At 71.4% G+C, this 19,667-nt stretch carries 20 protein-coding genes; 6 read left to right on the forward strand and 14 right to left on the reverse strand.

Going from position 1 to position 19,667, the window contains the following annotated elements:
* Positions 1-17: 17 nt before the first annotated feature.
* The 6 genes from AB0M30_RS00925 to AB0M30_RS00950 all read right to left on the reverse strand — a co-directional run bounded on the left by AB0M30_RS00925 (position 18) and on the right by AB0M30_RS00950 (position 7,191).
* Entirely contained in the window at positions 18-1,622 is a 1,605-nt protein-coding gene (locus tag AB0M30_RS00925) for a class I SAM-dependent methyltransferase (protein ID WP_364578242.1), read from the reverse strand.
* 11 nt (positions 1,623-1,633) lie between these two features.
* Complete coding sequence (locus tag AB0M30_RS00930) at positions 1,634-2,866, reverse strand: hypothetical protein (RefSeq protein WP_364578245.1); 1,233 nt, start codon at positions 2,864-2,866, stop codon at positions 1,634-1,636.
* Positions 2,867-3,010: 144 nt separating this feature from the next.
* Entirely contained in the window at positions 3,011-4,210 is a 1,200-nt protein-coding gene (locus AB0M30_RS00935) for a hypothetical protein (RefSeq protein WP_364578248.1), read from the reverse strand.
* A gap of 309 nt (positions 4,211-4,519) precedes the next feature.
* The gene (locus AB0M30_RS00940) at positions 4,520-5,188 is read right to left on the reverse strand and encodes a response regulator transcription factor (RefSeq protein ID WP_103342198.1); all 669 of its coding nucleotides are present in this window, start codon (positions 5,186-5,188) and stop codon (positions 4,520-4,522) included.
* The gene (locus AB0M30_RS00945) at positions 5,185-6,291 is read right to left on the reverse strand and encodes a sensor histidine kinase (protein ID WP_364578252.1); all 1,107 of its coding nucleotides are present in this window, start codon (positions 6,289-6,291) and stop codon (positions 5,185-5,187) included. Before AB0M30_RS00945 ends, AB0M30_RS00940 begins: the two co-directional genes overlap by 4 nt.
* Positions 6,292-6,357: 66 nt before the next feature.
* Positions 6,358-7,191, reverse strand: a complete 834-nt coding sequence (locus AB0M30_RS00950; RefSeq protein ID WP_364578254.1) for a helix-turn-helix transcriptional regulator — start codon at positions 7,189-7,191, stop codon at positions 6,358-6,360.
* 101 nt (positions 7,192-7,292) lie between these two features.
* Here AB0M30_RS00950 and AB0M30_RS00955 point away from each other — a divergent pair, with 101 nt between their 5' ends.
* Positions 7,293-8,717, forward strand: coding sequence for an MFS transporter (locus tag AB0M30_RS00955; protein WP_364578256.1), 1,425 nt, complete (start codon positions 7,293-7,295; stop codon positions 8,715-8,717).
* Here AB0M30_RS00955 and AB0M30_RS00960 read toward each other — a convergent pair.
* Both AB0M30_RS00960 and AB0M30_RS00965 read right to left on the reverse strand, forming a co-directional pair.
* Positions 8,683-8,877 (reverse strand): DUF397 domain-containing protein, encoded by a 195-nt coding sequence (locus tag AB0M30_RS00960; RefSeq protein ID WP_364578258.1) that lies wholly within the window; start codon positions 8,875-8,877, stop codon positions 8,683-8,685. The two genes, AB0M30_RS00955 and AB0M30_RS00960, sit on opposite strands and share 35 nt — an antisense overlap.
* Positions 8,864-9,724, reverse strand: a complete 861-nt coding sequence (locus AB0M30_RS00965; RefSeq protein ID WP_364578261.1) for a helix-turn-helix transcriptional regulator — start codon at positions 9,722-9,724, stop codon at positions 8,864-8,866. The genes AB0M30_RS00960 and AB0M30_RS00965 overlap by 14 nt, the downstream gene beginning before the upstream one ends.
* Before the next feature lie 109 nt (positions 9,725-9,833).
* Between AB0M30_RS00965 and AB0M30_RS00970 the strand changes: the two genes are divergently transcribed.
* Genes AB0M30_RS00970 through AB0M30_RS00985 form a run of 4 tightly spaced genes read left to right on the forward strand, consistent with a single transcriptional unit; the run spans position 9,834 to position 12,015 of the window.
* Positions 9,834-10,172 carry a hypothetical protein gene (locus tag AB0M30_RS00970; protein ID WP_364578263.1) on the forward strand — a complete coding sequence of 113 codons (339 nt, stop codon included), beginning with the start codon at positions 9,834-9,836 and terminating at the stop codon, positions 10,170-10,172.
* Complete coding sequence (locus AB0M30_RS00975; protein ID WP_103342194.1) at positions 10,169-10,693, forward strand: sigma-70 family RNA polymerase sigma factor; 525 nt, start codon at positions 10,169-10,171, stop codon at positions 10,691-10,693. The genes AB0M30_RS00970 and AB0M30_RS00975 overlap by 4 nt, the downstream gene beginning before the upstream one ends.
* Positions 10,686-11,573, forward strand: a complete 888-nt coding sequence (locus AB0M30_RS00980; RefSeq protein ID WP_364578265.1) for a VOC family protein — start codon at positions 10,686-10,688, stop codon at positions 11,571-11,573. The genes AB0M30_RS00975 and AB0M30_RS00980 overlap by 8 nt, the downstream gene beginning before the upstream one ends.
* A gap of 46 nt (positions 11,574-11,619) precedes the next feature.
* A complete protein-coding gene (locus tag AB0M30_RS00985) occupies positions 11,620-12,015 on the forward strand; it encodes a hypothetical protein (RefSeq protein ID WP_364578267.1) in 396 nt (131 codons plus the stop codon).
* On the opposite strand, the gene AB0M30_RS00990 is transcribed toward AB0M30_RS00985, so the two are convergent.
* From AB0M30_RS00990 to AB0M30_RS01000, 3 genes are all read right to left on the reverse strand, one after another.
* A complete protein-coding gene (locus tag AB0M30_RS00990) occupies positions 12,012-13,778 on the reverse strand; it encodes a gamma-glutamyltransferase (RefSeq protein WP_364578270.1) in 1,767 nt (588 codons plus the stop codon). The genes AB0M30_RS00985 and AB0M30_RS00990 overlap by 4 nt on opposite strands.
* Positions 13,779-13,808: 30 nt before the next feature.
* A complete protein-coding gene (locus AB0M30_RS00995) occupies positions 13,809-14,192 on the reverse strand; it encodes a VOC family protein (RefSeq protein WP_364578272.1) in 384 nt (127 codons plus the stop codon).
* Positions 14,193-14,324: 132 nt separating this feature from the next.
* The gene (locus AB0M30_RS01000) at positions 14,325-15,629 is read right to left on the reverse strand and encodes a UDP-glucose/GDP-mannose dehydrogenase family protein (RefSeq protein ID WP_364578275.1); all 1,305 of its coding nucleotides are present in this window, start codon (positions 15,627-15,629) and stop codon (positions 14,325-14,327) included.
* 143 nt (positions 15,630-15,772) lie between these two features.
* Here AB0M30_RS01000 and AB0M30_RS01005 point away from each other — a divergent pair, with 143 nt between their 5' ends.
* Positions 15,773-16,531 (forward strand): SDR family NAD(P)-dependent oxidoreductase, encoded by a 759-nt coding sequence (locus AB0M30_RS01005; RefSeq protein ID WP_364578277.1) that lies wholly within the window; start codon positions 15,773-15,775, stop codon positions 16,529-16,531.
* 42 nt (positions 16,532-16,573) lie between these two features.
* On the opposite strand, the gene AB0M30_RS01010 is transcribed toward AB0M30_RS01005, so the two are convergent.
* The 3 genes from AB0M30_RS01010 to AB0M30_RS01020 all read right to left on the reverse strand — a co-directional run bounded on the left by AB0M30_RS01010 (position 16,574) and on the right by AB0M30_RS01020 (position 19,586).
* Entirely contained in the window at positions 16,574-17,227 is a 654-nt protein-coding gene (locus AB0M30_RS01010) for a class I SAM-dependent methyltransferase (RefSeq protein WP_364578280.1), read from the reverse strand.
* Positions 17,228-17,233: 6 nt separating this feature from the next.
* A complete protein-coding gene (locus tag AB0M30_RS01015; protein ID WP_364578282.1) occupies positions 17,234-17,863 on the reverse strand; it encodes a PadR family transcriptional regulator in 630 nt (209 codons plus the stop codon).
* Between the two features lie 82 nt (positions 17,864-17,945).
* Complete coding sequence (locus AB0M30_RS01020) at positions 17,946-19,586, reverse strand: TM0106 family RecB-like putative nuclease (RefSeq protein WP_364578285.1); 1,641 nt, start codon at positions 19,584-19,586, stop codon at positions 17,946-17,948.
* Between the last annotated feature and the right edge of the window lie 81 nt (positions 19,587-19,667).

The raw sequence follows: 19,667 nt of genomic DNA on the forward strand, positions 1-19,667 counted from the left end.
ACGTCCGCCAGTGAGCGTCAGCGGCCGGACGGTTCGGCGAGCCGGACCGTCCAGGCCCGCGTCAGTTCTTCGGTCCGCGCGGCCAGGTACTCCGGATCGCACCGGCCCGCCTGCCGGACGGCCTGGAACCGCGCCTCCGCCGGCACGACACCGAGCACGACCGCTTCGGCCAGGCCGAGCCGCTCGCAGAGGTCGCGCACGACGTCGCCCACGGTCGGCCCCTCGGCGTGCCCGGACCGGGCCAGTTCGTCGGCGGTGATGAGGATCCCGCGGGCGAGGACGTCTTCGGCCGAGCAGCCGTCGACCGACCATTCGAGGTCGATCGGGACGAGCCCCGAGTCCGTCACGAGCAGGTTCTGCGGGGTCAGGTCCCACAGCCGCGGGCCCAGCTCGCCGGCCCGGGCGAGCACGCATTCGCGCCACCGGCCGAGCAGGTCCGTCAGCCGGCCGGCTTCCGCGCGCACGACGTCGAGCACGGTCGGGGCGTCGATCACTTCGTCCACTGTGGACACAACCCGGACGCCGTGCGCCGAGCCGGGCCGGTCGGCCAGCGGCGTCCGGCGCACCCTCAGCGTGCCGCCGCCGCGCTCGACGACCGACCGGGTGCAGAAGTCCGCGGCCCGGTCGGTGCTGAAGAACGCCGCCGGCGTTTCGCGCGGCCAGACCCGCGGTTCCGCGTCCTTGCCGGCCAGCACGAGGAAGGAATTGCCGTGGTGCGCGGCCAGTCCGGCATCGACGAGCTCGGCCCAGACGCGCTCCTCGCCCGCGACGCGCTCCCCGGTGCCCGCCCAGTCGGGACTGGGAAAACCGGGCAGCTGCTTGGCGAGCCGCGGATGCGTGGCAATGAGTTCGTCGGTGAGCAGAGCCCGCGTCAGCTTGTAGTCCGGGAAGGCGCCGAGCACGGTGGTCCCGGTGAACCCGGATCGTTCGACGAGGCCGGTGAGCCGGGCGCGGGAGAACGTCCGGGCCACGCCGCCCGCCGGATAGCCGGCCACCCCGTCCCACGGGAGTCCGGTGTGGTCCTCGGGGGCGCCGCAGAGGTACTTGACGCCGAACTGGTTCTCGATCGCGAGCACCAGCGTCCCGCCCGGCCGGAGCCGCGCGTGCGCCGCACGCAGGAAAGCCGTGTAGCGGTCGTCGTCGTTGCTGCCCGCGCCGACGTATTCGAGCACGCCGATGACCACCACGATGTCGTACGCCTCGACGGCCGGGACGTCGTCGATCCCGCCGACGAACACTTCGACGTCGCCGAAGTCCCGGGTCCGGGCGCGCGCCCCGCGGGCCCGGCTCGGCACCGGTTCGACGGCGTCCACGAGCCGGCACCGTTCCGCCAGGTAGCTGGTCACCGCACCGGTGCCGCAGCCGATCTCCAGCACCGCGGCGCCGGACGGCAAGTCCAGCGCCCGCAACACGTTCGCGCGGCCGTGGTCGAGGTGGTAGCGCTCCGGCCAGGTCCGCGCGGCCAGGGTCAGCTCGTCACTGAGCGAACCGCGGTCCTGCGCGTTCTCCAGCAGGGCGGTGACCAGATCTTCGGCCCCGTCGGAGTAGTCCGAGACGCCGGTGGACAACACCCGGCAGCCGAACTCGTCCGGCTCGGCACCGGCCCGGAGCGGCGTGGTCACCTGCGCACCGGTCACGAGTTCGGAACGTTCTCCAGCATCGCCTTCATGACGCCTTGGAACTCCTTGGTCACGGCCGTGTCGGTGGCCGGAGCCTGGTTGACGTCCACCCGGATCACCGCGGCACCCGAGACGTACACGGCACGGTAGGTCGTGTGGTCCGGCAGGACCGCCTTGAACACCCCGACCGACTGCGGGAGCCCGGCGCGGTCGCCGACCGGCTGGAGCCCGGTGCCGGAACCCGGCCGCTGCAGCGTCTGCGCCAGCCGCTCGGCGTCCGCGACGCTCTTGGTGTTCACCAGCAGGACCGTGTAGTCGAACGGGTTGTTGGTGGACGCCTGGCAGCTGACGTACGCGGCACCGGCCACCTTGATCGAGCTCGCCTCGGCCGGGTTCAGGAACTCCTTCTGCACGGCTTCGTCGACACTCATCGTGCCGTTCTTGTCGCTCGCCTTGCCGGGCATCGGCGGGACCCGGGTGGGTGCGACGCTCGGCGGCGGCGGGGTGGTGCTCGGCGCGGTCGTCGTCGGGGTGCCCGTCTGGCCGGCGACCGGCGTCGAATCGCTGCGGAGCCCGAACCACCAGATGGCGAACCCGGCGAGCAGCAGGACCACCACCGCCGCGACGATGCTGATGACCTTCTTCTTGCCGGACCCGCTCTTGGTCTCGAAGTAGGACTCCGGACCCTGGCGCATCCAGCTCAGGTCGTTCGGGTTGTGCGCGGGCCCGCTGTCGTCGGTGCCCCACGGCGGCGCGGCGGACCCGGGCGGCACCTGGTTCCAGCCCGGCTGGGCGGGCGGCTGCTGCGAATAACCCTGGTAGCTCGGCTGGTACTCGCCGGTGTTGCGGACGACCTGCGTGCGTTCGGGGTTGTCGTCGGTACCCTGCGGCGGCGGCGCGAACCCACCGGGCGGCGAGAACGGCTGCGACGGCACGGGCGGCACGTAGGCGGTCGCGTCGGGGTCACCGGGCCGCGGCGGGCGTGGCGGCTGCTGCGGCTGCCAGGCCACCGCCTGCGTGCGTTCGGCGTCACCGGCGTTCGGCTGCGGTGTCCCGCCGGGCGGGCTGATCGGAGCGATCACCTGGGTCGCGTCGGCGCTCGAAGACGCCGGCGGCTGCGGTTGCTGGTCCTGCACTCCCACGGCTGAGGAAAGCACCTGGTCACGGCGTGCCCGGTACTCGTCGGCGGACAGCTGACCTGCCGCGAGCTCCTCGTCCAGCCGTCGCAGCTCCTCCTGCCAGGACACCAGGAGCCCCCTTATTCCGGTCCGATCGGCCGGCCACGGCCGGCCGACACACTTCGCCTGTTCAACGACATGCACATTGTGCACTTCGAGGTGGTTCGACCACCCCTCGGGTCGGCTTGTCACCCGGCCTTCGCGGGCATCCGCTCAGCCGGGGGGCAAGACGGTCGTCACGGTGTTGCGGATCGCCTCGAGCCGGGACCGCAGCGGAGCCGAGTCGGCGGTGCCCGACTGGGACACGCCGATGCCGACGACCACCGCGCCGGAGGCGTACCAGAGGATCCCGACCCAGCCGTCGGTCCCGCGCTGGGTGTACATGAGGTCGTCTTCGGTCGGGCCGAGCCGGGTCGCCGCCAGCCGCGCGCCGGAGAGGTTCTGCCGCAGGCCCGTCACCAGGTGCTTGGCGTCGTAGACCGACAGCGTCGGGATCGCCATCAGCAGGTTGCCGTCGCGGGGCTTCGCCGGATCCGACGACGCGCGGAAGACGACTTCCTTGCCGTTGTTGGCCCGGATCTGCTTCGCGTCGGCCTCGGTGATCACCTTGGCTTCCAGCGCCTTGTCGATCGACATCGTCGAATCGGCGGGGTTCGCCTTGCCGGGCAGGGCGGGCAGGCGCTGCTCGAGCGTCAGCGACGGGTCGACGACACCGTTCGTCTGCGGCGGCGCGCTCGATGACGCCGGCGGCGGCGAGGCCACGTCGGAGGGCGCGGCGTCCTTCTTGCCGAACCAATAGATGCCGCCGGCGACGAGGCCGACCACCAGCACCACGGCGAGGGTGATGAACAACCAGGCCGGGACGCCCCGGCTCGGCTCCTCTTCACCGGCCGGGTCGGTCTGCCACCGGTGCCGCCCGGCACCTTCCGGCTCCGGGAGCGGCGGCTCCGCCGGGCCGGCCCCGCCGGCGACCGGCGGGAACCGGCTGGGCGTCGCGTGCTGCTGGTTCGGGCCGTCGACGCGCAGGTAGCGCGTCGGCACGATGTCGGCCGGGCTCGGCGCGGTGGTCATGTGGTCGGGCAGTTCGGGGATGCCGGGGATGCCGCCCGGCTTGGCCGCCGACGGCGCGCTGCGCATCCACGGCCGGTCCTGGGGAGTCGGCGGCCGCGGACCGGTGGCCTGCGGCGGCACGACCGGGGCCGGCGTCGGTCCGGCCGGCCGGTCGTACGCCGGGTTGGCGCTCTGCCAGGACCGGTTGCCCGGCCGGCGGAGCGGTGAAGGCACGGGCGAGGGAACCGTCGAGCCCGAGGCGGCGGCCAGCAGCTCGTCACGCTGCTTGCGGTGCACCGAAGGCTCGATCCGTCCGGCCGCCAGGTCCGCGTCGAGTCGGCGCAGATCATCCTGCCAGCTCATCTTCGACCCCCATCCGGCGTTCGGGGCAACAGTCTGGCACGGAGGGCCGACCTGCGAGGTTGCGGTTTGTGGTTGATCCGCAACGTAGCGGAGAACGTGGCCTTTGTGGAGGGTCATCCGGGCGTTCTCGGCATCGGGTTCCGGTCCCCCGGAAGTGTGACGTCGGCCGTGTCGGTGCACGCCGTCCCCCTCCCGGACGCCTTCTGAGCGAAGCATCGGCCGGGAGAGGAGGCGCCGTGCTCTGGATTTGCCTGGTCGGCGTCCTCGCCGTGGTGTTCCTGGTGCGGGCGGTCCGCGTGGTGCGCCGGGTCAGGCGGGACGGCGCGGTGTGACGAGCCCGGACTCGTAGGCCAGCACCACCAGCTGGGCGCGGTCGCGCGCGCCGATCTTCGTCATGATGCGGCTGACGTGGGTGCGCGCCGTCGCCGTCGAGATCACCAGGTGGGCGGCGATTTCGTCGTTCGACATCCCGCCCGCGACCAGGCCGAGCACCTCGCGCTCGCGGTCGGTGATCTCCCGGACGGCGCTGGTGTCGATGCGCCGGTTTTCGGGGCGGCCGACGAACTCCTGGATCAGCCGGCGCGTGACGGTCGGCGCCAGCAGCGCTTCGCCGCTCGCGACGACCCGCAGCGCGCGCAGCAGCTCGACCGGCTCGGTGTCCTTCAGGAGAAACCCGCTGGCGCCCGCGCGCAGCGCCTCGTAGACGTACTCGTCGACGTCGAAAGTGGTCAGCACCAGCACCTTCGTCGCGGCGAGGTCCGGGTTCGCGGTGATCCGGCGGGTGGCTTCGAGACCGTCGACGCCGGGCATCCGGACGTCCATCACCACGATGTCGGGGTGGTGCTCGATCGCTCCGGAAACCGCTTGCTCGCCGTCGCCCGCCTCGCCGACGACCTCGAAGCCGTCTTCGGTCTCCAGCAGCACGCGGAACCCGGCGCGGACCAGGACCTGGTCGTCGGCCAGCAGGACGCGGATCATGCTTCCCCCTCGATCGGTAGCTCGACGCACACTTCGAAACCGCCGCCGACCGGCCCGGCGGTGCACCGGCCGCCGAGCGCCGCGGCGCGTTCGCCCATCCCGCGCAGACCGTGGCCCGGCGCCGGCTGCGCGGTACCGCGGCCGTCGTCGCGCACCTTCATCGTGAGGGCCCCGGCCCGGCGTTCGAACCGGACGTCGACGTGGCCCGGCTGGTCGGCGTGCCGGACGACGTTGGTCAGCGACTCCTGCAGGATCCGGTAGGCGGCGGCGTCGACCGGGGCCGGGAGGTCGCCGGGTTCGCCGTGGACGTCGACCGTGAGGCCGGCGTCGCGGGCGTGGTCCAGCAGCTCGCCGGCCTGGGCGAGGCTCGGGGCGGGCGCCTTGTCCTCCCCGGACCGCAGCACGGTCAGGGTGGCGCGCAGGTCCTTCAGCGCGGACGCGCTCGCCGCCTTGATGTTCAGCAGCGCCTCTTTCGCCTGCTCGGGCCGCCGGTCGGCGACGTGCGCGGCGACCCCGGCCTGGACGTTGATCATCGCCAGGCTGTGCGCGACGACGTCGTGCACCTCGCGGGCGATGCGCAGCCGTTCCTGCTCGGCGAGCCGGTGGCGGTGCTCGTCGGCCTGGCCGCGGCGGGCGGCGAGCGCGTCGAGCTGGTACCGGACGGCGGTCCCGACCCCGATCACGGCGGTCAGCCAGACGACGAGGAACGCGGCCCCGGTTTCCAGCGCGAACGACCTGGTCGTGATGACGTGCACGACGTAGGCGGCGGCGAGCGCCGAGGCACCGGTGATGCCCGCGGTGAGGGGTCCGCGCTGCCGGGTCAGCACGAACAACGCGATGGTCGGGACCACGATGACCGGGCCGCCGGGCAGGCCGGAGGTGTAGTAGCCGAACGCGGAGGCGGACGCGACCAGGAAGAGCGTCAGCGGGAAGCGGTGGACGAGCAGCAGCGTGAGGACGGTCGCGGCGAGCCACGCGAAACCGATCGGCGTCAGCGGCGACGCCCCGGGCTGCCACCGCGACGACGCACTGGTCGCCCCGATCACGAAAACCCCGACGACGACGGCGCGCGCCACGCGTCCTGCCCACGGAGGCCTTCTCATGCCGCGAAACTACCTGCCGCGGCCAGGCTGCGCGTCCGTCTCGAAGCGCACTGCGGACGTACGCCGTCAGTCGAACAGCAACGGCAGCTTCGCCGCCGTTTCCTCGTCGGCCGGGGTGTAGGTCGACACGGTGATCTCCGACCGGCGGCCGTAGTAGAGGTAGGTGAAGTTGAACTGGAGCAGCCCGACGTCCGGGTGCAGGTACCGCTTGGTGCGGATCGGCTCCGAGTTGACGTCGTGGTGCGGCCACAGCTCGGCGAACAGCGGCGATTCGGCCTTGAGCCGCTTCACCAGCTGCTTCCACGCCGGCTCCGCGACGTGGTCGGCCATCGCCGCGCGGAAGGACGCGATCACGCGGGGGATGTTCGCCTCCCAGTCGAGCATCCGCTTGCGCCACTCGGGGTTGAGCAGGCACTGGACCAGGGTGTTCCGGTCGCCGAACGGGATGGCGTCGACGTCACCCATCAGCCAGGTGTAGCCGCGGTTGTAGGCCAGCAGGTCGCAGCGGGCGTTGCGGACCGCGACCGGGTACGGCTCGAGCTTCTTCAGCATCAGCTCCATCGCCGGAGTGATGACCTGGCAGTCCTTGTCGTTCTCCGGTTCGGGCGCACCGGCCAGCCGGAAGAGGTGGGTGTGCTCGTGCGGGTCGAGCCGCAGCGTGCGGGCGATCGCCTGCAGGACCTGCTCGGACGCGTTGATGTCGCGGCCCTGCTCGAGCCACGTGTACCAGGTGACCCCCACGCCGGCGAGCTGCGCGACCTCTTCGCGGCGCAGCCCCGGCGTCCGGCGGCGCCCCATGATCGGGAGGCCGACCTGCTCGGGCGTGATCCGCTCACGCCGGCTCCGCAGGAACCTCGCCAGCTCCTGGCGGCGGAGTTCGGATTCGACGGCGGTGGTCATGGTGCCAGGATGCCACGCCTCCGAAACTGGTACCAGGTAGTGGCAGTACCCGGATAAACAACACCTGGTACCAGTTTAAGAACGGGTCGATCGTAGTACTCATGACCACGACTGAACTCGCGCCGAGCGCGGCCGGAGCCGGACTCCGGCCGGGACTGACCCCCGCCGGCCTGGTCACGGTGCTGCTGGGGGCGGCACTGCCGATCATCGACTTCTTCATCGTCAACGTCGCGCTGCCGACCATCAACGCCGACCTCCACGCGTCCACCGCCACCTTGGAGCTGGTGGTCGCCGCCTACGGCATCGCGTACGCGGTGCTGCTGGTGGTCGGCGGCCGCCTCGGCGACTCGTTCGGCAGGCGGCGGCTGTTCTTCTGGGGCCTCTGGCTGTTCACCTTGACGTCCCTGGCCTGCGGACTCGCCCCGACGGCGGGCACGCTGGTGGTGGCCCGCGCCGCGCAGGGGGCGGCGTCGGCGATGCTGCTGCCGCAGGTGCTCTCGATCATCCAGGCGACGACGTCCGGCGAAGAGCGTTCGCGCGCCCTGGGGTTGTTCGGTGCGACCGGCGGCCTCTCGACGGTGGTCGGCCAGCTCCTCGGCGGCGGCCTGGTGGCGGCGGACCTGTTCGGCACCGGCTGGCGGCCCATCTTCCTGGTGAACGTGCCCATCGGCCTGGTGGTGCTCCTGCTGGCCCGCCGCCTGCCGGAGAGCCGCGCGCACAACCCGCTGGGCGTCGACCGCCTCGGCACGCTGCTCCTGGCGGTCACGCTGCTGTCGCTGCTGGTCCCGCTGATGGAGGGCCGGGCGCTGGGGTGGCCGGCGTGGACGATCGCGCTGCTGGCCCTGTTCCCGTTTTCCGCCGCGGCCCTGGTCCACGTCGAACGGCGCCTGGAGCGGACCGGCGGCACGCCGCTGCTGCCGCCGTCGGTGCTGCGCCTGCCGAGCGTCCGGCGCGGGCTGATGGTGGCGATCCCGTTCTTCGGCGCGTTCGGCTCGTTCATGTTCGTCTACGCGATGACGCTGCAGGAGGGCCTGCACTTCGGGCCACTCGGCGCGGGCCTCGCACTGACGCCGCTGGCGGTCGCGTACTTCACGGTGTCGATGCTGAGCAGCCGCCTGGTGACCCGCTACGGCCAGAAAGTCGTCCCGGTCGGAGGCGCGATCACGGCGGTGGGCATGGTGGCGCTGCTGTGCACGACGCTGTCCACGTGGCCGCACGTGACGATCCTCGACCTGGCACCGTCGATGGTGGCGATCGGCGTCGGGAACGCCCTGGCGATGACGACGCTGTTCCGGATCGTGCTGTCCCACGTGCCGACCGACCTGGCCGGCGTCGGCTCAGGCGTGATGACGACCAACCAGCAGACGTCGCTGGCGCTCGGCGTCGCGACGCTCGGGAGCCTGTACGCGGCGCTCTCGGGTTCGCTCGGGAGCCGGGACGCGTTCGCGCTGGTGATCGGCCTGGTGGCCGTGCTGGCGGCGATCGTCGCGATCACCGGGCGGCGGCTGCCGGACCCGCGGGCGTGACAGCGGAGAGAAAGGCGGACCACGCGGCCGGCGGCACCTCGAGTGCCCCGGCCGCGGGGGCCTTCGAGTCCCGGGTGGCGATGGTGGCACCGGTGAAGGCAACCTCGACGCAGTCGTCGCTGCCGCCGGACCCGCTGTAACTGCTCTTACGCCAGTCCACGGTCGCCTCTCTGTCGGTCTTGCATCTCGGCGAGGATCCTAGTGATGAACGTACGCGAGTCTTCCTGGTCCAATGCCAGCTCGGCCAGATGATCGAACATCAGGCCGGCAGCGCGCACTTCCGCGTCTTTCTCTATCTGCAGCGCACCGAACCCGTAGGAGACGTAGGCCAGGTCGGGCTCCGCCCGGTCGGGGAAGCTCGCGATGACGAAGTTGCTGTACAGACCGTCATGCGACCCCGTCGACAGAGGAAGAACCCGCAGGTGGACGTTCGGCAGCTCCCCCGCCTTGAGCAGGTGACGCAGCTGCGCGGCGTCGCACGGCTCGCGCCGGATCACCGACTCGTCGATCACCGCGTGCAGTTCCAGCCGCGGGGACTCGATCAGCCGAAGCTGGCGGCGAAGCCGGACCTTGATCTCGGTCTCCAGCTTGCGGCCCTCGAACGGATCTCGCGCTCCGGCGAACGTCGCGCGCATGTACGGCTCGGTCTGGAGCAGGCCGGGAATGAACCCGAGCTGGTAGTTGCGGATGCGCGACGCCTCGGCCTCCACACTCACGAAGCCGCGATCACTCAACCCGAAAGCGTGCCACCAGCCGTTTTCCTTCGCGTAGTCGAACATCCGCACGTACTCGTCGTAGTCCGCAGCGATGATGCCATAGCGGTCGAGCAGCGCGAGGAAGTCGTTGTAGCCCGGGATGTACCCCTGCTCGATGCGGCTCATCTTCGACGTCGAGAACCGCAGCGGCCGGCCCGCGTCTTCTTGGCTGAGCCCGGCCGCCTCGCGCAGCTTGCGCAGGGTGCGTCCGAGCTGACGTCGCCGGTAGTTCGGCTTGGCCGGCCGGTCCATGGACCCCCCCCCGCTGTCGGTCAAGCACGAATCGTAAGGCGGGCAGCCCGATCTGGGATTCCCGCATGCAGGCGGTGGCACGCTGATTTGCGTCGAGAACCTCCTGCGCATGGACAGTTATGGCTACCCGCACGAACTCGAATACCTGCGTGAAGTCACGCCCGGCGAACGGGTGCACGAATACACCGAGCTCGTCGACGACATGGGGTTCGTCCTCGAGCACCGCAGTCATCGGTACCAGGGCTGGACCGTCCGGTACGGGACCGCGTGCGCGCACGACTACCTGTCCCGGAAGCGGGCGCGGCCCGGGACGTTCGTCGTCAGCGTCTACCGGCTCTTCCCGGAGCGGCGGGACCACGTTGTCACCATCCGGGTGAACTGGCCGCCGGAAAAAACCGGAAGTTCACCCGTCGGAAAAACCGGCTGCCGGACGACTATGAAGGTGTGACGGAACCTCGGGTACGACCGGACCCGGCCTTCGCGCTGCTCGGGCTGTACGAGACGGCCCTGCCGGAGGTCTACGGGTACCTGCTGTCCCGGTGCGGCGACCGCACGCTCGCCGAGGAGCTGACGTCCGAGACGTTCCTCGGGGCGGTCGCCGCCTGTCGCAAGGAGTACGCACCTCCAGTGAGCACCGGGTGGCTGATCGGCGTCGCCCGGCACAAGCTCGCCGACCACTGGCGGCGCAAAGAGCGTGAGGAACGTGGACTGCGGCTCGTGCACGACAGCGAGCCGGACGTCGAGGACCCGTGGGACGAGCGGCTCGACGCCCTGCGCGCGAGACAGGTGCTCGAGTCGCTGGGGTCGCACCACCGGGTGGCACTGACCCTGCGTTACGTCGACGGCCTCGGCGTCCCCGAGGTCGCCGGCCACCTGGGGCGCAGCGTGCACGCCACCGAGGCGTTGCTCGTCCGGGCCCGTGCCGCGTTCCGGCGCGCTTACGAGGAGAAGGAGGGTCGCGATGCCTGAGCCTTTCGACGCGCTTCGCCGTCCCTCCGAGCGGGTCGCCCCCGACCCGGACTTCGCCGCCGAACTACGCGACAACCTGCGTCGCGCGATCTTGAACGGAGCCGATATGACGACCACTTCGGAAGCGCCGGCCGGCCACGCCGCCCTGCGCTCACTGACGCCCTACCTCGCCGTTTCCGACGCCCGCGCGGCACTCGACTTCTACGTCGAGGTGTTCGGCGCCGTCCGCCGCGGCGAGCCGATCCTGATGGACGACGGCCGCATCGGGCACGCGGAACTGGCCATCGGCGACGCCGTGCTGATGCTCGCCGAGGAGTACCCGGAGATCGGCCACATCGCCCCGCGCGAGGGGGGCGCGTCGGTGCGGGTCGAGGTCCCGGACGTGGACGGTTCGGTGGCTCGCGCACTGGAGCTGGGCGCGACGCTGATCCGCGCGGTGAGCGATTCGCCGTACGGGAGGGGCGGATCGTTCCGCGACCCGTACGGCCAGCGCTGGCTGGTGTCCCAGGCGGCGACCCCGGCCGCGGGCCCTCGCCCGGCCCGCCACGGCGAGGCCATGTACTTCACGTTCCAGGTCCCGGAGGCTTCGCCGGCGAAGGCCTTCTACGGCGCGGTGCTGGGGTGGCAGTTCACGCCGGGCTCGACGGTGGACTCGTGGGGTTTCTCGGGGCCGGGTCTCGAGGGCGGGTTATGGGCCGGGGACCGTCAGGTGGGCTGGAAGCTGATGTACGCGGTCGACGACCTCGAGTCGGCGATGGCGCGGGTGCGGGAACAGGGTGGGCAGGCCGGGGAGGTCGAGCACCACCCGTACGGGAACACCGCGGACTGCACGGACAACCAGGGGATCGAGTTCTGGCTGTGGGAGCAGCCCGGGAAGTGAGGAATCCCATCCGCCCGGCCGGGCTTTCGGGCGCACACTCGGAAGCATGGCCGGGCAATGGGTGCCGCGTGACCAGGATGAGCTGACCGCGGGTTGGCGGTTGTGGCTCGAGCTCGGCTCGTCGGTGTGGCCCCGGCCGGACTGGGATGGCAGTCCCGATGAAGCCGTGCGAGGGCTTCGGGAACTGCTTCAGGCCTGCGACGACGTCCTCGCTGAGTACCTGGCCGCGGGTGGGTCGGCCGAGGCGGAGGTTGCCGGGCTCGTGTGGTCGCTGCATCCGGCCGCCGGGTGGATCCGGGAACTGTGGGCGGGCGACACCACGCCGCTCGACGGGGAACGGCTTGCGCTGCTGCACGGCGATCTCGCTGGGTTTGCCGAGCACGCCCTCGGCGTGCGTACCTTGCTCGCCGAGGGCGGGGGCTGGGGCTCGCTGACGCTCTAACGGCCGGCCGCGTACCCCTGCATCCCGCGTGCGTTCGCCGCCGCTCGCACCAACCCGCCGGAGCGGGAAACCGCGGAGAGGCGGCCCAAGGCCCAGTCGCCGGCGTCGATCACGGCGTGACCACGCTCGCGCAGAGCGTCCAAAGTGGACGAACCCAGCCGGGACTCCACCACCAGCTCGCGGGGGTTCCACGAGCGCGGGTAGAACGAGCTCGGGAACGCCGTCGTGTGCCACGCCGGCGAGTCGATCGACTCCTGCAGGTTGAGGCCGCCGTAGACGTGGGCCAGCCAGAAGCACAGCTGCCACTGGTCCTGCTGGTCGCCGCCGGGAGTGCCGAAGGCCAGCGTCGGGACTCCGTCCCGCAGGGCCAGGGACGGCGACAGCGTGATGCGCGGCCGCTTGCGGGGGGCCAGCGAGTTGGGCAGGCCCTGCTCCAGCCAGAACATCTGGCCACGGGAATCCAGGCAGAAGCCCAGATCGGGGATCGTCGGGCTCGACTGCAGCCAGCCGCCGGACGGCGTCAGCGAGACGAGGTTGCCCGCCGCGTCGACGACGTCGAGGTGGACCGTGTCGCCGCGGGTCTGGCCTTGGGGGCCGACCGTCGGCTCGCCCGTGGCGCCGCCCTCCGACTGCACGCCCTGGAGGGAGTCAAGGATCGCCGGAAGCCGGGCCGGGCCGCGAGCGTCTCCGGGGCGAAGCTCGGGGGACGCCGTGTCGGTGATCAGCGCGCGCCGGGCGTCGGTGTAGGACGGCGAAAGGAGCACGTCCAAGGGCACGTCGGTGTCGCCGTACCAGGCCTCGCGGTCGGCGAAGGCCAGCTTCGCCGCTTCGGTCGCCAGGTGCACCGTGCGCTCCGACGGGATGCCGTCCACATAGGACAGCTCGTCGCGGAAGCCGTGCAGGAGCAGGGCCTGTTGCAGCAGCGCCGGTCCCTGCGTCCAGCCACCCATCTTGACCAGGCGCCAGTCGCCGACGTCCACGAAGGCCGGGTCTTCGTACGACGCCGACCACGACGCCAGGTCCTCGCCCGTCAGCAGGCCCGCGTGGTCGCGGCCCGAATCGTCGCGGAAGGCCGTGCGGCTGAAGGACTCGATCGCCTCCGCGACGAAGCCCTGTGACCAGGCACGACGTCCCGCGTCGAGCTGCGCCTCCCGCCCCGGGACGGACTCCGCCTCGCGCAGCAGCCGCTCCCACGTGTCAGCCAGCGCCGGGTTCCGGTGCAGGCCGGTGGCGGGCTTGCCGTCCGGCATCCAGAGCGCGGCGGACGTCGGCCAGTGCTCGGTGAACAGGCGAGACACGGCGCTGATCGTGTCGCTGACCCGCGACACCAGCGGGACGCCGTTGCGCGCGTACCCGATCGCGTACTTGAGCACGTCGCGAAGCGGCTTCGTGCCGTAGTCGCGAAGCAGCATGAGCCAGCCGTCCCACGCACCCGGGACGGTCGCCGGGAGCAGCCCGCTGCCCGGGATCAGGTCCAGGCCCAGCGACTCGAAGTGCGAAGCGGTGGCCCCCGCGGGCGACGGGCCTTGGCCGGCCAGTGCCCGCGGGGTCGGGTCGTCCGCCGTCACGAAGAGGCCGGGCACCTGGCCGGCCGGGCCGCACAGGTGCGGCTCGGCGACCTGGAGGACGAAACCGGCGGCGACCGCCGCGTCGAAGGCGTTGCCGCCGTCCTCCAGCACCGCCATCCCGGTGGCCGAAGCCAGCCAGTGCGTCGATGCCACCATCCCGAAGGTGCCGGTCAGCTCCGGCCTCGTCGTGAACATGCCCCGATAGTACGCATTGCTAAGGAACTGTCACCAGGACGACGGGCGCTTCCGCTCCGGCTCGTACGGCTGCGTGATGATTTCCATCCCGTTGCCGCCGGGATCGAGGAAATAGACGCCACGGCCGCCGTGGTTGTGGTTGATTTCGCCGACCTGCCTCCCCATCGGGTCGGCGTGGTAGGTCACGCCGGTTTCGACGAGCCGCGCGAAGACGGCGTCGAAGTCGTCCTCCGGGATCAGGAAGCAGTAGTGCTGCAGGCGCAGGTCCTCTTCGGGGACGCTCGCGAAGTCCAGCCGGACGCCGTTGCGCGTCTCGACGGGGATGAACGGGCCCCATTCCTCCCCGGCTTCGAGGCCGAGCAGGTTCGCCAGGAATTCGGCGGATTCCCGGTTGTTCCGGGACGGGACGATCAAATGGTTCAATTCAACGGAAACGGATACTGACACGGTTGAAATGCCTCCGGGGCACTCCCGCCACCTCCATGCCTCACCCAGCCGGTGACCGACACGCGATGCCGTGCGGCCAGCCTAACCAAGATCCCGTTCTCAAGAAACCTTGATTCGCGCCGCCGCCCGCGGCCGGCCGACGCCCTGCCAGGACAGCCCCGCGTCGACGATCACCCGCGGGTCGAGCAGGTTGCGCGTGTCGACGACGTCGATGCCCTCCATCAGCTCGGCCATCGCCGCCCAGTCGAGGTGCTTGAACTCGGCCCACTCGGTCAGCACGACGACGGCGTCCGCGTCCTTGGCGACCTGGTAGGGGTCGTCGACGACGGTCATCCCGGCGATCTCGCCGTCGATGGCCGGGTCGTAGGCGATCAGCTCGGCGCCCAGCGCGCACAGCACCGACGAGACGGCGAGCGCGGGCGAGTCGCGCAGGTCGTTGGTGCCCGCCTTGAACGCCAGGCCCAGCACGCCGATCCGGGCGCCGGCGAGCGTCCCGCCGACCGCGCCGGCGATCTTCGCGACGATCCGGTCGCGCTGGGCCAGGTTCTCGTCGATGGCGGAGGTCAGCATGGTGAAGTCGTAGTTCACCGACTCGGCCACCTTGACCAGCGCGCTGGTGTCCTTCGGCAGGCAGGAGCCGCCCCAGCCGGGGCCCGGCTTGAGAAAGGTCCGCCCGATCCGCCGGTCGTACCCCATGCCCTCGGTGACGAGGTCGATGTCCGCGCCGAGCCGCTCGCACAGCTCGGCGATCGAGTTGACGTAGGAGAGCTTCAGCGCGAGGTAGCAGTTCGCGGCGTACTTCACCAGCTCCGCGCTCGCCGCGTCGGCGACGACGACCGGCGCGTCCAGCTCGGCGTACAGCTCGCCGACCCAGCGCGCGGCGGCGAGGTCGTCCGAGCCGACGACGATCCGGTCCGGGCCCAGGAAGTCGGCGACCGCGGTGCCTTCGCGGAGGAACTCGGGGTTCGACACCACCGGCACGTCGGTCCGGCCGACCAGCGCCTGGATCCGCTTCGACGTCCCGACCGGCACGGTCGACTTCGTGACGAGCGCGCAGCCGGCGGGCAGGACGTCCCCGATCTCGGCCGTCACCGCCTCGACCGCGCGCAGGTCGGCGGAGCCCCCGGCCTCCATCGGCGTCGGCACGCAGAGGAACACCGCCTGCGCGTGGCGGACCGCGTCCCGCGCGCCGACGACGAACTGGAGGCGCCCGGCGGCGATCCCGCGGTGCACCAGGTCGGCGAGCCCGGGTTCGAGGATGTCGACGCGGCCCGCGGCCAGCCGCGAGACCTTCGCGCGGTCGACGTCCACGCACGTGACGAAATGACCCAGGCCGGCCAGGCAGGCCCCCGTGGTCAAGCCGACGTATCCGGTTCCTACCACCACGATCCGAGCTGGCGTCATGCTGCTGAAGGTGACACCCGGAGTTGACCACGACGCTAACGGGAAAGGTCGCTCCAAAGAGCGGTGAGCGAAGACACGAACCACCGATGCGAACGAGCGTTAACCTGGGTCGGCGAATCGGAGCAGCGAAGGGAACGGCAGAGATGCAGATCAACGGCACCGCGGCGCTCGTCACCGGGGGCGCGTCCGGCCTCGGCGGAGCCACGGCGAAGGCCCTCGCGGCCAAGGGCGCGCGGGTGTTCGCGCTGGACCTGGCGGCTTCGATCGAGAAGGCCGAGCAGGTCGACGGCATCACCTACGTCGAGGCCGACGTCACCGACGTCGAGCAGGTCGAGGCCGCCGTCGCGACCGCGGCCGGCTCCGGCGTGCCGCTGCGGACCGTGGTGAACTGCGCCGGCATCGGGCCGTCCGCGCGGATCCTGTCCAAGAAGGGCCGGCACGACCTCGCGCTGTACGCGAAGGTCATCCAGATCAACCTCGTCGGCACCTTCAACGTGCTGACCGTCGCGTCCGAGGCGATCGCCAAGACCGAGCCCCTCGAGGACGACGCCCGCGGCGTCATCATCAACACCGCCTCCATCGCCGCGTTCGACGGCCAGATCGGGCAGGTCGCCTACGCGTCGTCCAAGGGCGGCGTCGTCGGCATGACGTTGCCGGCCGCGCGGGACTTGGCTTCGCACGGCATCCGCGTGCTGACCATCGCGCCGGGCATCGTCGACACCCCGATGCTCGCCACGGTCAGCGACGAGTTCCGCGCGTCGCTCGCCGCCGGCATCCCGTTCCCGAAGCGGCTCGCGCGGCCGGACGAGTACGCGCAGCTCGCGCTGTCGCTCATCGACCACGACTACCTGAACGGCGAGGTCGTCCGGATGGACGGTTCGCTGCGGATGGCGCCGCGCTGACGCCGGGGGCGGCACTTTCCCCGCGAAAGTGCCGCCCGGCGATCAGCGGGTCAGCCGGACTTCCAGGCCGACGCCGTCGGGGGTGACCGAGCAGCCGCCGAACGCGCTTTCCGCGGCCAGCGTCTCGAACTGCGCGGCGGTGAACGCGCGGCGCCGCAGCCACCCGAGCGTCTGCCGGACGGTGAAGCCGCCGACCACGCCGACGTCCATCCCGGCTACCTCGCGGTCGATGTCCGCGGCGGTGGCCTCGTGGTTGAGGTCGTGGATCACCGCGAACCCGCCCGGGCGCAGCACCCGGTGCATCTCGTTCAGCGCCGTCACCGGCTTGCGGAAGTTCTTGAACGCGGCCTGGCAGACCACGAAGTCGAACGACTCGTCCGCGAAGGGCGCCTGCGTGATGTCGCCTTGCCGGAAGTCGATGTCGAGCCCCGCCCGGTTTTCCCGCGCGATCTCGACCATGGTGTGGCTGATGTCGAGGCCGGTGACGCGGTAGCCGCGCTTGGCCAGCTCGACGGCGAAAAAGCCCGGACCGGGCGCCACTTCCAGGATCTCGGCGCCGTCGGCCAGCCCCGCGGTGACCTCGGCCGCCTGCCGCCGGTACTGCGCCAGCTGGGCCTCGGTGCCCCGGTTCTTGGCGTACCAGCGGGCCTGGAAGCCCTCCATCTCGGGCACTCTGTGCTTGCGGGTCGTTTCCATCGGTTCCTACCTCTCCACGAACTCCCCCAGGTCGTCCGGGAATTCGCCGGTTTCGTGGTAGCGCCGCCAGGCGTCGAGGCCCGGCAGGGCGCCGGTGGTCAGTTCTTCGAGGAAGCCGCGCACCCAGCGCGCCTCGGCTTCCGTCATCGCGAGGTCGTATTCGACCTCCACCAGGAACAGCCGCGGCATCAGCGGCCGCAGCTGTTCGAGCACCGCGCGGTGCGCCTCCGCGCGTTCGCCGAGCTGCTCCAGCCGCTCCCGCAGCCGGCTGATCGCCTGGTCCGGACCCAGGACGCCGATCATCGACAGCCCGGCCTTGAACCGCGGCGGTTCCCGGTCGACCGTGCCGACGAGCTCGCGGACCCAGTCCTCGAACTCCTCGCGCCCGGCCGGCGTGATGCGGTAGACGGTCCGTTCGGGCCGCCCACCGTCCTTCACGCTCTCGACGGCCTCGATGAAGCGGTGTTTCTCCAGGTTCGCGACAACCGTGTAGAGCGAGCCCCACTTGATCGGCATGTCGGCGTCCTTGCCGCGCTGCTTGAGCACGGCCGCCATCTCATACGGGTGCATGGGGCGTTCCTGTACGACGGAAAGGACGGCCAGCCCCAGGACGTTGGCGACCTTCCGCCGTTTCATCGCAACTCCTCGTCTACGAGTACTCGCAGACGAGTATTACGCAGAACATGCCAGCAGGCAAGTGTCTTAGTCGGTGAACTACTCAGAGGTCGAACATGTACGGGACCTCGTCCTGCGCCCGCGCGTCGATCCACTCGCGCAGCGCCCGGGTCGCGAGGACGTCGTCCTCGTTGTAGCGCAGGAGCCGTTCGCGCTGGTCGTCATCCGGCTTCTCGCCGTCCATGCCGACGGCGTCGCGGTACCAGCGCATCGAGGCCTCGCCGCCCGCCTCCGGGTCTCGCCAGGAGAAGCCGGCCACCGGGGCGATCACCTTCAGGCCCTTGCCGTGGGAGCACAGGAACTGGTCGGTGACGCTGCGGAAGAGGTCCACCCACTGCTCGGAATCCACAAAGGACTGGATGTCCTTCTTCGTGGGCACGCCGGGGTGGTCGCCGAAGCGCTCGACGGAGCCGAAGAGCCAGCGGTTCTCGGCGAGCGCGTTGTAGCAGTAGGCGCGGAAGGTCAGGCCCGCCGCTTCGGTGCGCTCGCGGACGTCGGTGAGCCAGGCCCAGAACTCGGCGAAGGAGCGGGCCTCGTCGTCGGTGGGCAGCGGGTCCCACGTCGCGAAGGCGCGGTAGCCCGGCGGGACGCCGATGTCGGCGCCGCTGAGCAGGCAGCCCCAAAGGTACGCGCCGGCGTCGCCGAAGCTCTCCATGTCGACGTCGACCTCGACGTCGGCGCGCGGCACCTCGACCCGGCCGACGCGGCGCACCAGCGTCAGGTCGGCCAGCCAGGCCCGGGCGAGCACGACGGCGTCCGGGAAGGTGACGCCGGTCCAGTTCACCGCCGGCGGCTCGCCCGCCGGGTCGAGCGCGGCCAGCTGGTCCACAGTGGACACACCGGCGCGGCGCAGCTCGACCGCGTCCTCTCCCCGGACGACGAGGCTGACGTCGCGGGTGTCGGTGAGCACGACCTCGCACGTCGGCCACCACGGGCAGCGGCGGCACTCCAGCACGCGCGACGGCTCGGCGAGGGGCTCCTCGCCGTTCGCGGCGGCGGTGGCGATGGCGAGCCGATCGGCGAAGCGGGCCTGGTACTCGGTGAGCGCGGTGCGCCCGCCCGGCCAGGTGCCCGCGGTGAGGTCGTGCCAGACGACGACGTCGGCGTCGAGGCCGATGACGCCACCGAGCGCGAGGCTCTCGTCGGCGCGCCCGAGCGTCTGCAGCATGCGGCGGATGTGCACGAGCCGGAGCTGGTCACGCGGCTGCGACCGGACCTTGCGGCCCTCGTCGGCCGCGCGGTGGGCCGGGTCGAGGTCGGTCAGCCCGGTGACGATCGCGCCGGCGCCGCGGTCGGTGATGCGGTGGCGCACGACGAGCACCGGGACGTAGCCGTGGCCGGTGCGGACGAGCAGGTCGATGCCGCCACGCCGGTGCCCGGCCGCGTCGACCGGCAGCAGCGCACCCCAGATGTAGCGCGCCCCGTCGGCGAAGGCCTGCAGCGTCTGCTCGACGCGCTCGTGGGCGGGCAGGTCGCGGCCGATCTTCACCCAGTGGTCGTCGTTGGCGGCCATCAGCCGGCCGACGATGTCCTCGCGGTGCGCGGTGGCGTCGTCGATCCGCTGCTGCGCGGTGGGGTCCGGCGGGGAAAGCGGTACCTCGCGCATGGCGGGGTCGTGCTCGAGGTGCACGCGGCGACGGCAGCGGCTGACCGCGCCCGCGTCGAGTACCACCTCGGTGTTCATGGAGATCACTCTAGATTCCCACCGCCGAGCCGACATGCCCGCCACCCGGGCGACCAGTAAGTTCGACCTCGACACGTCGCA

It is taken from the genome of Amycolatopsis sp. NPDC051716 (assembly GCF_040681595.1).
GTDB lineage: Bacteria > Actinomycetota > Actinomycetes > Mycobacteriales > Pseudonocardiaceae > Amycolatopsis.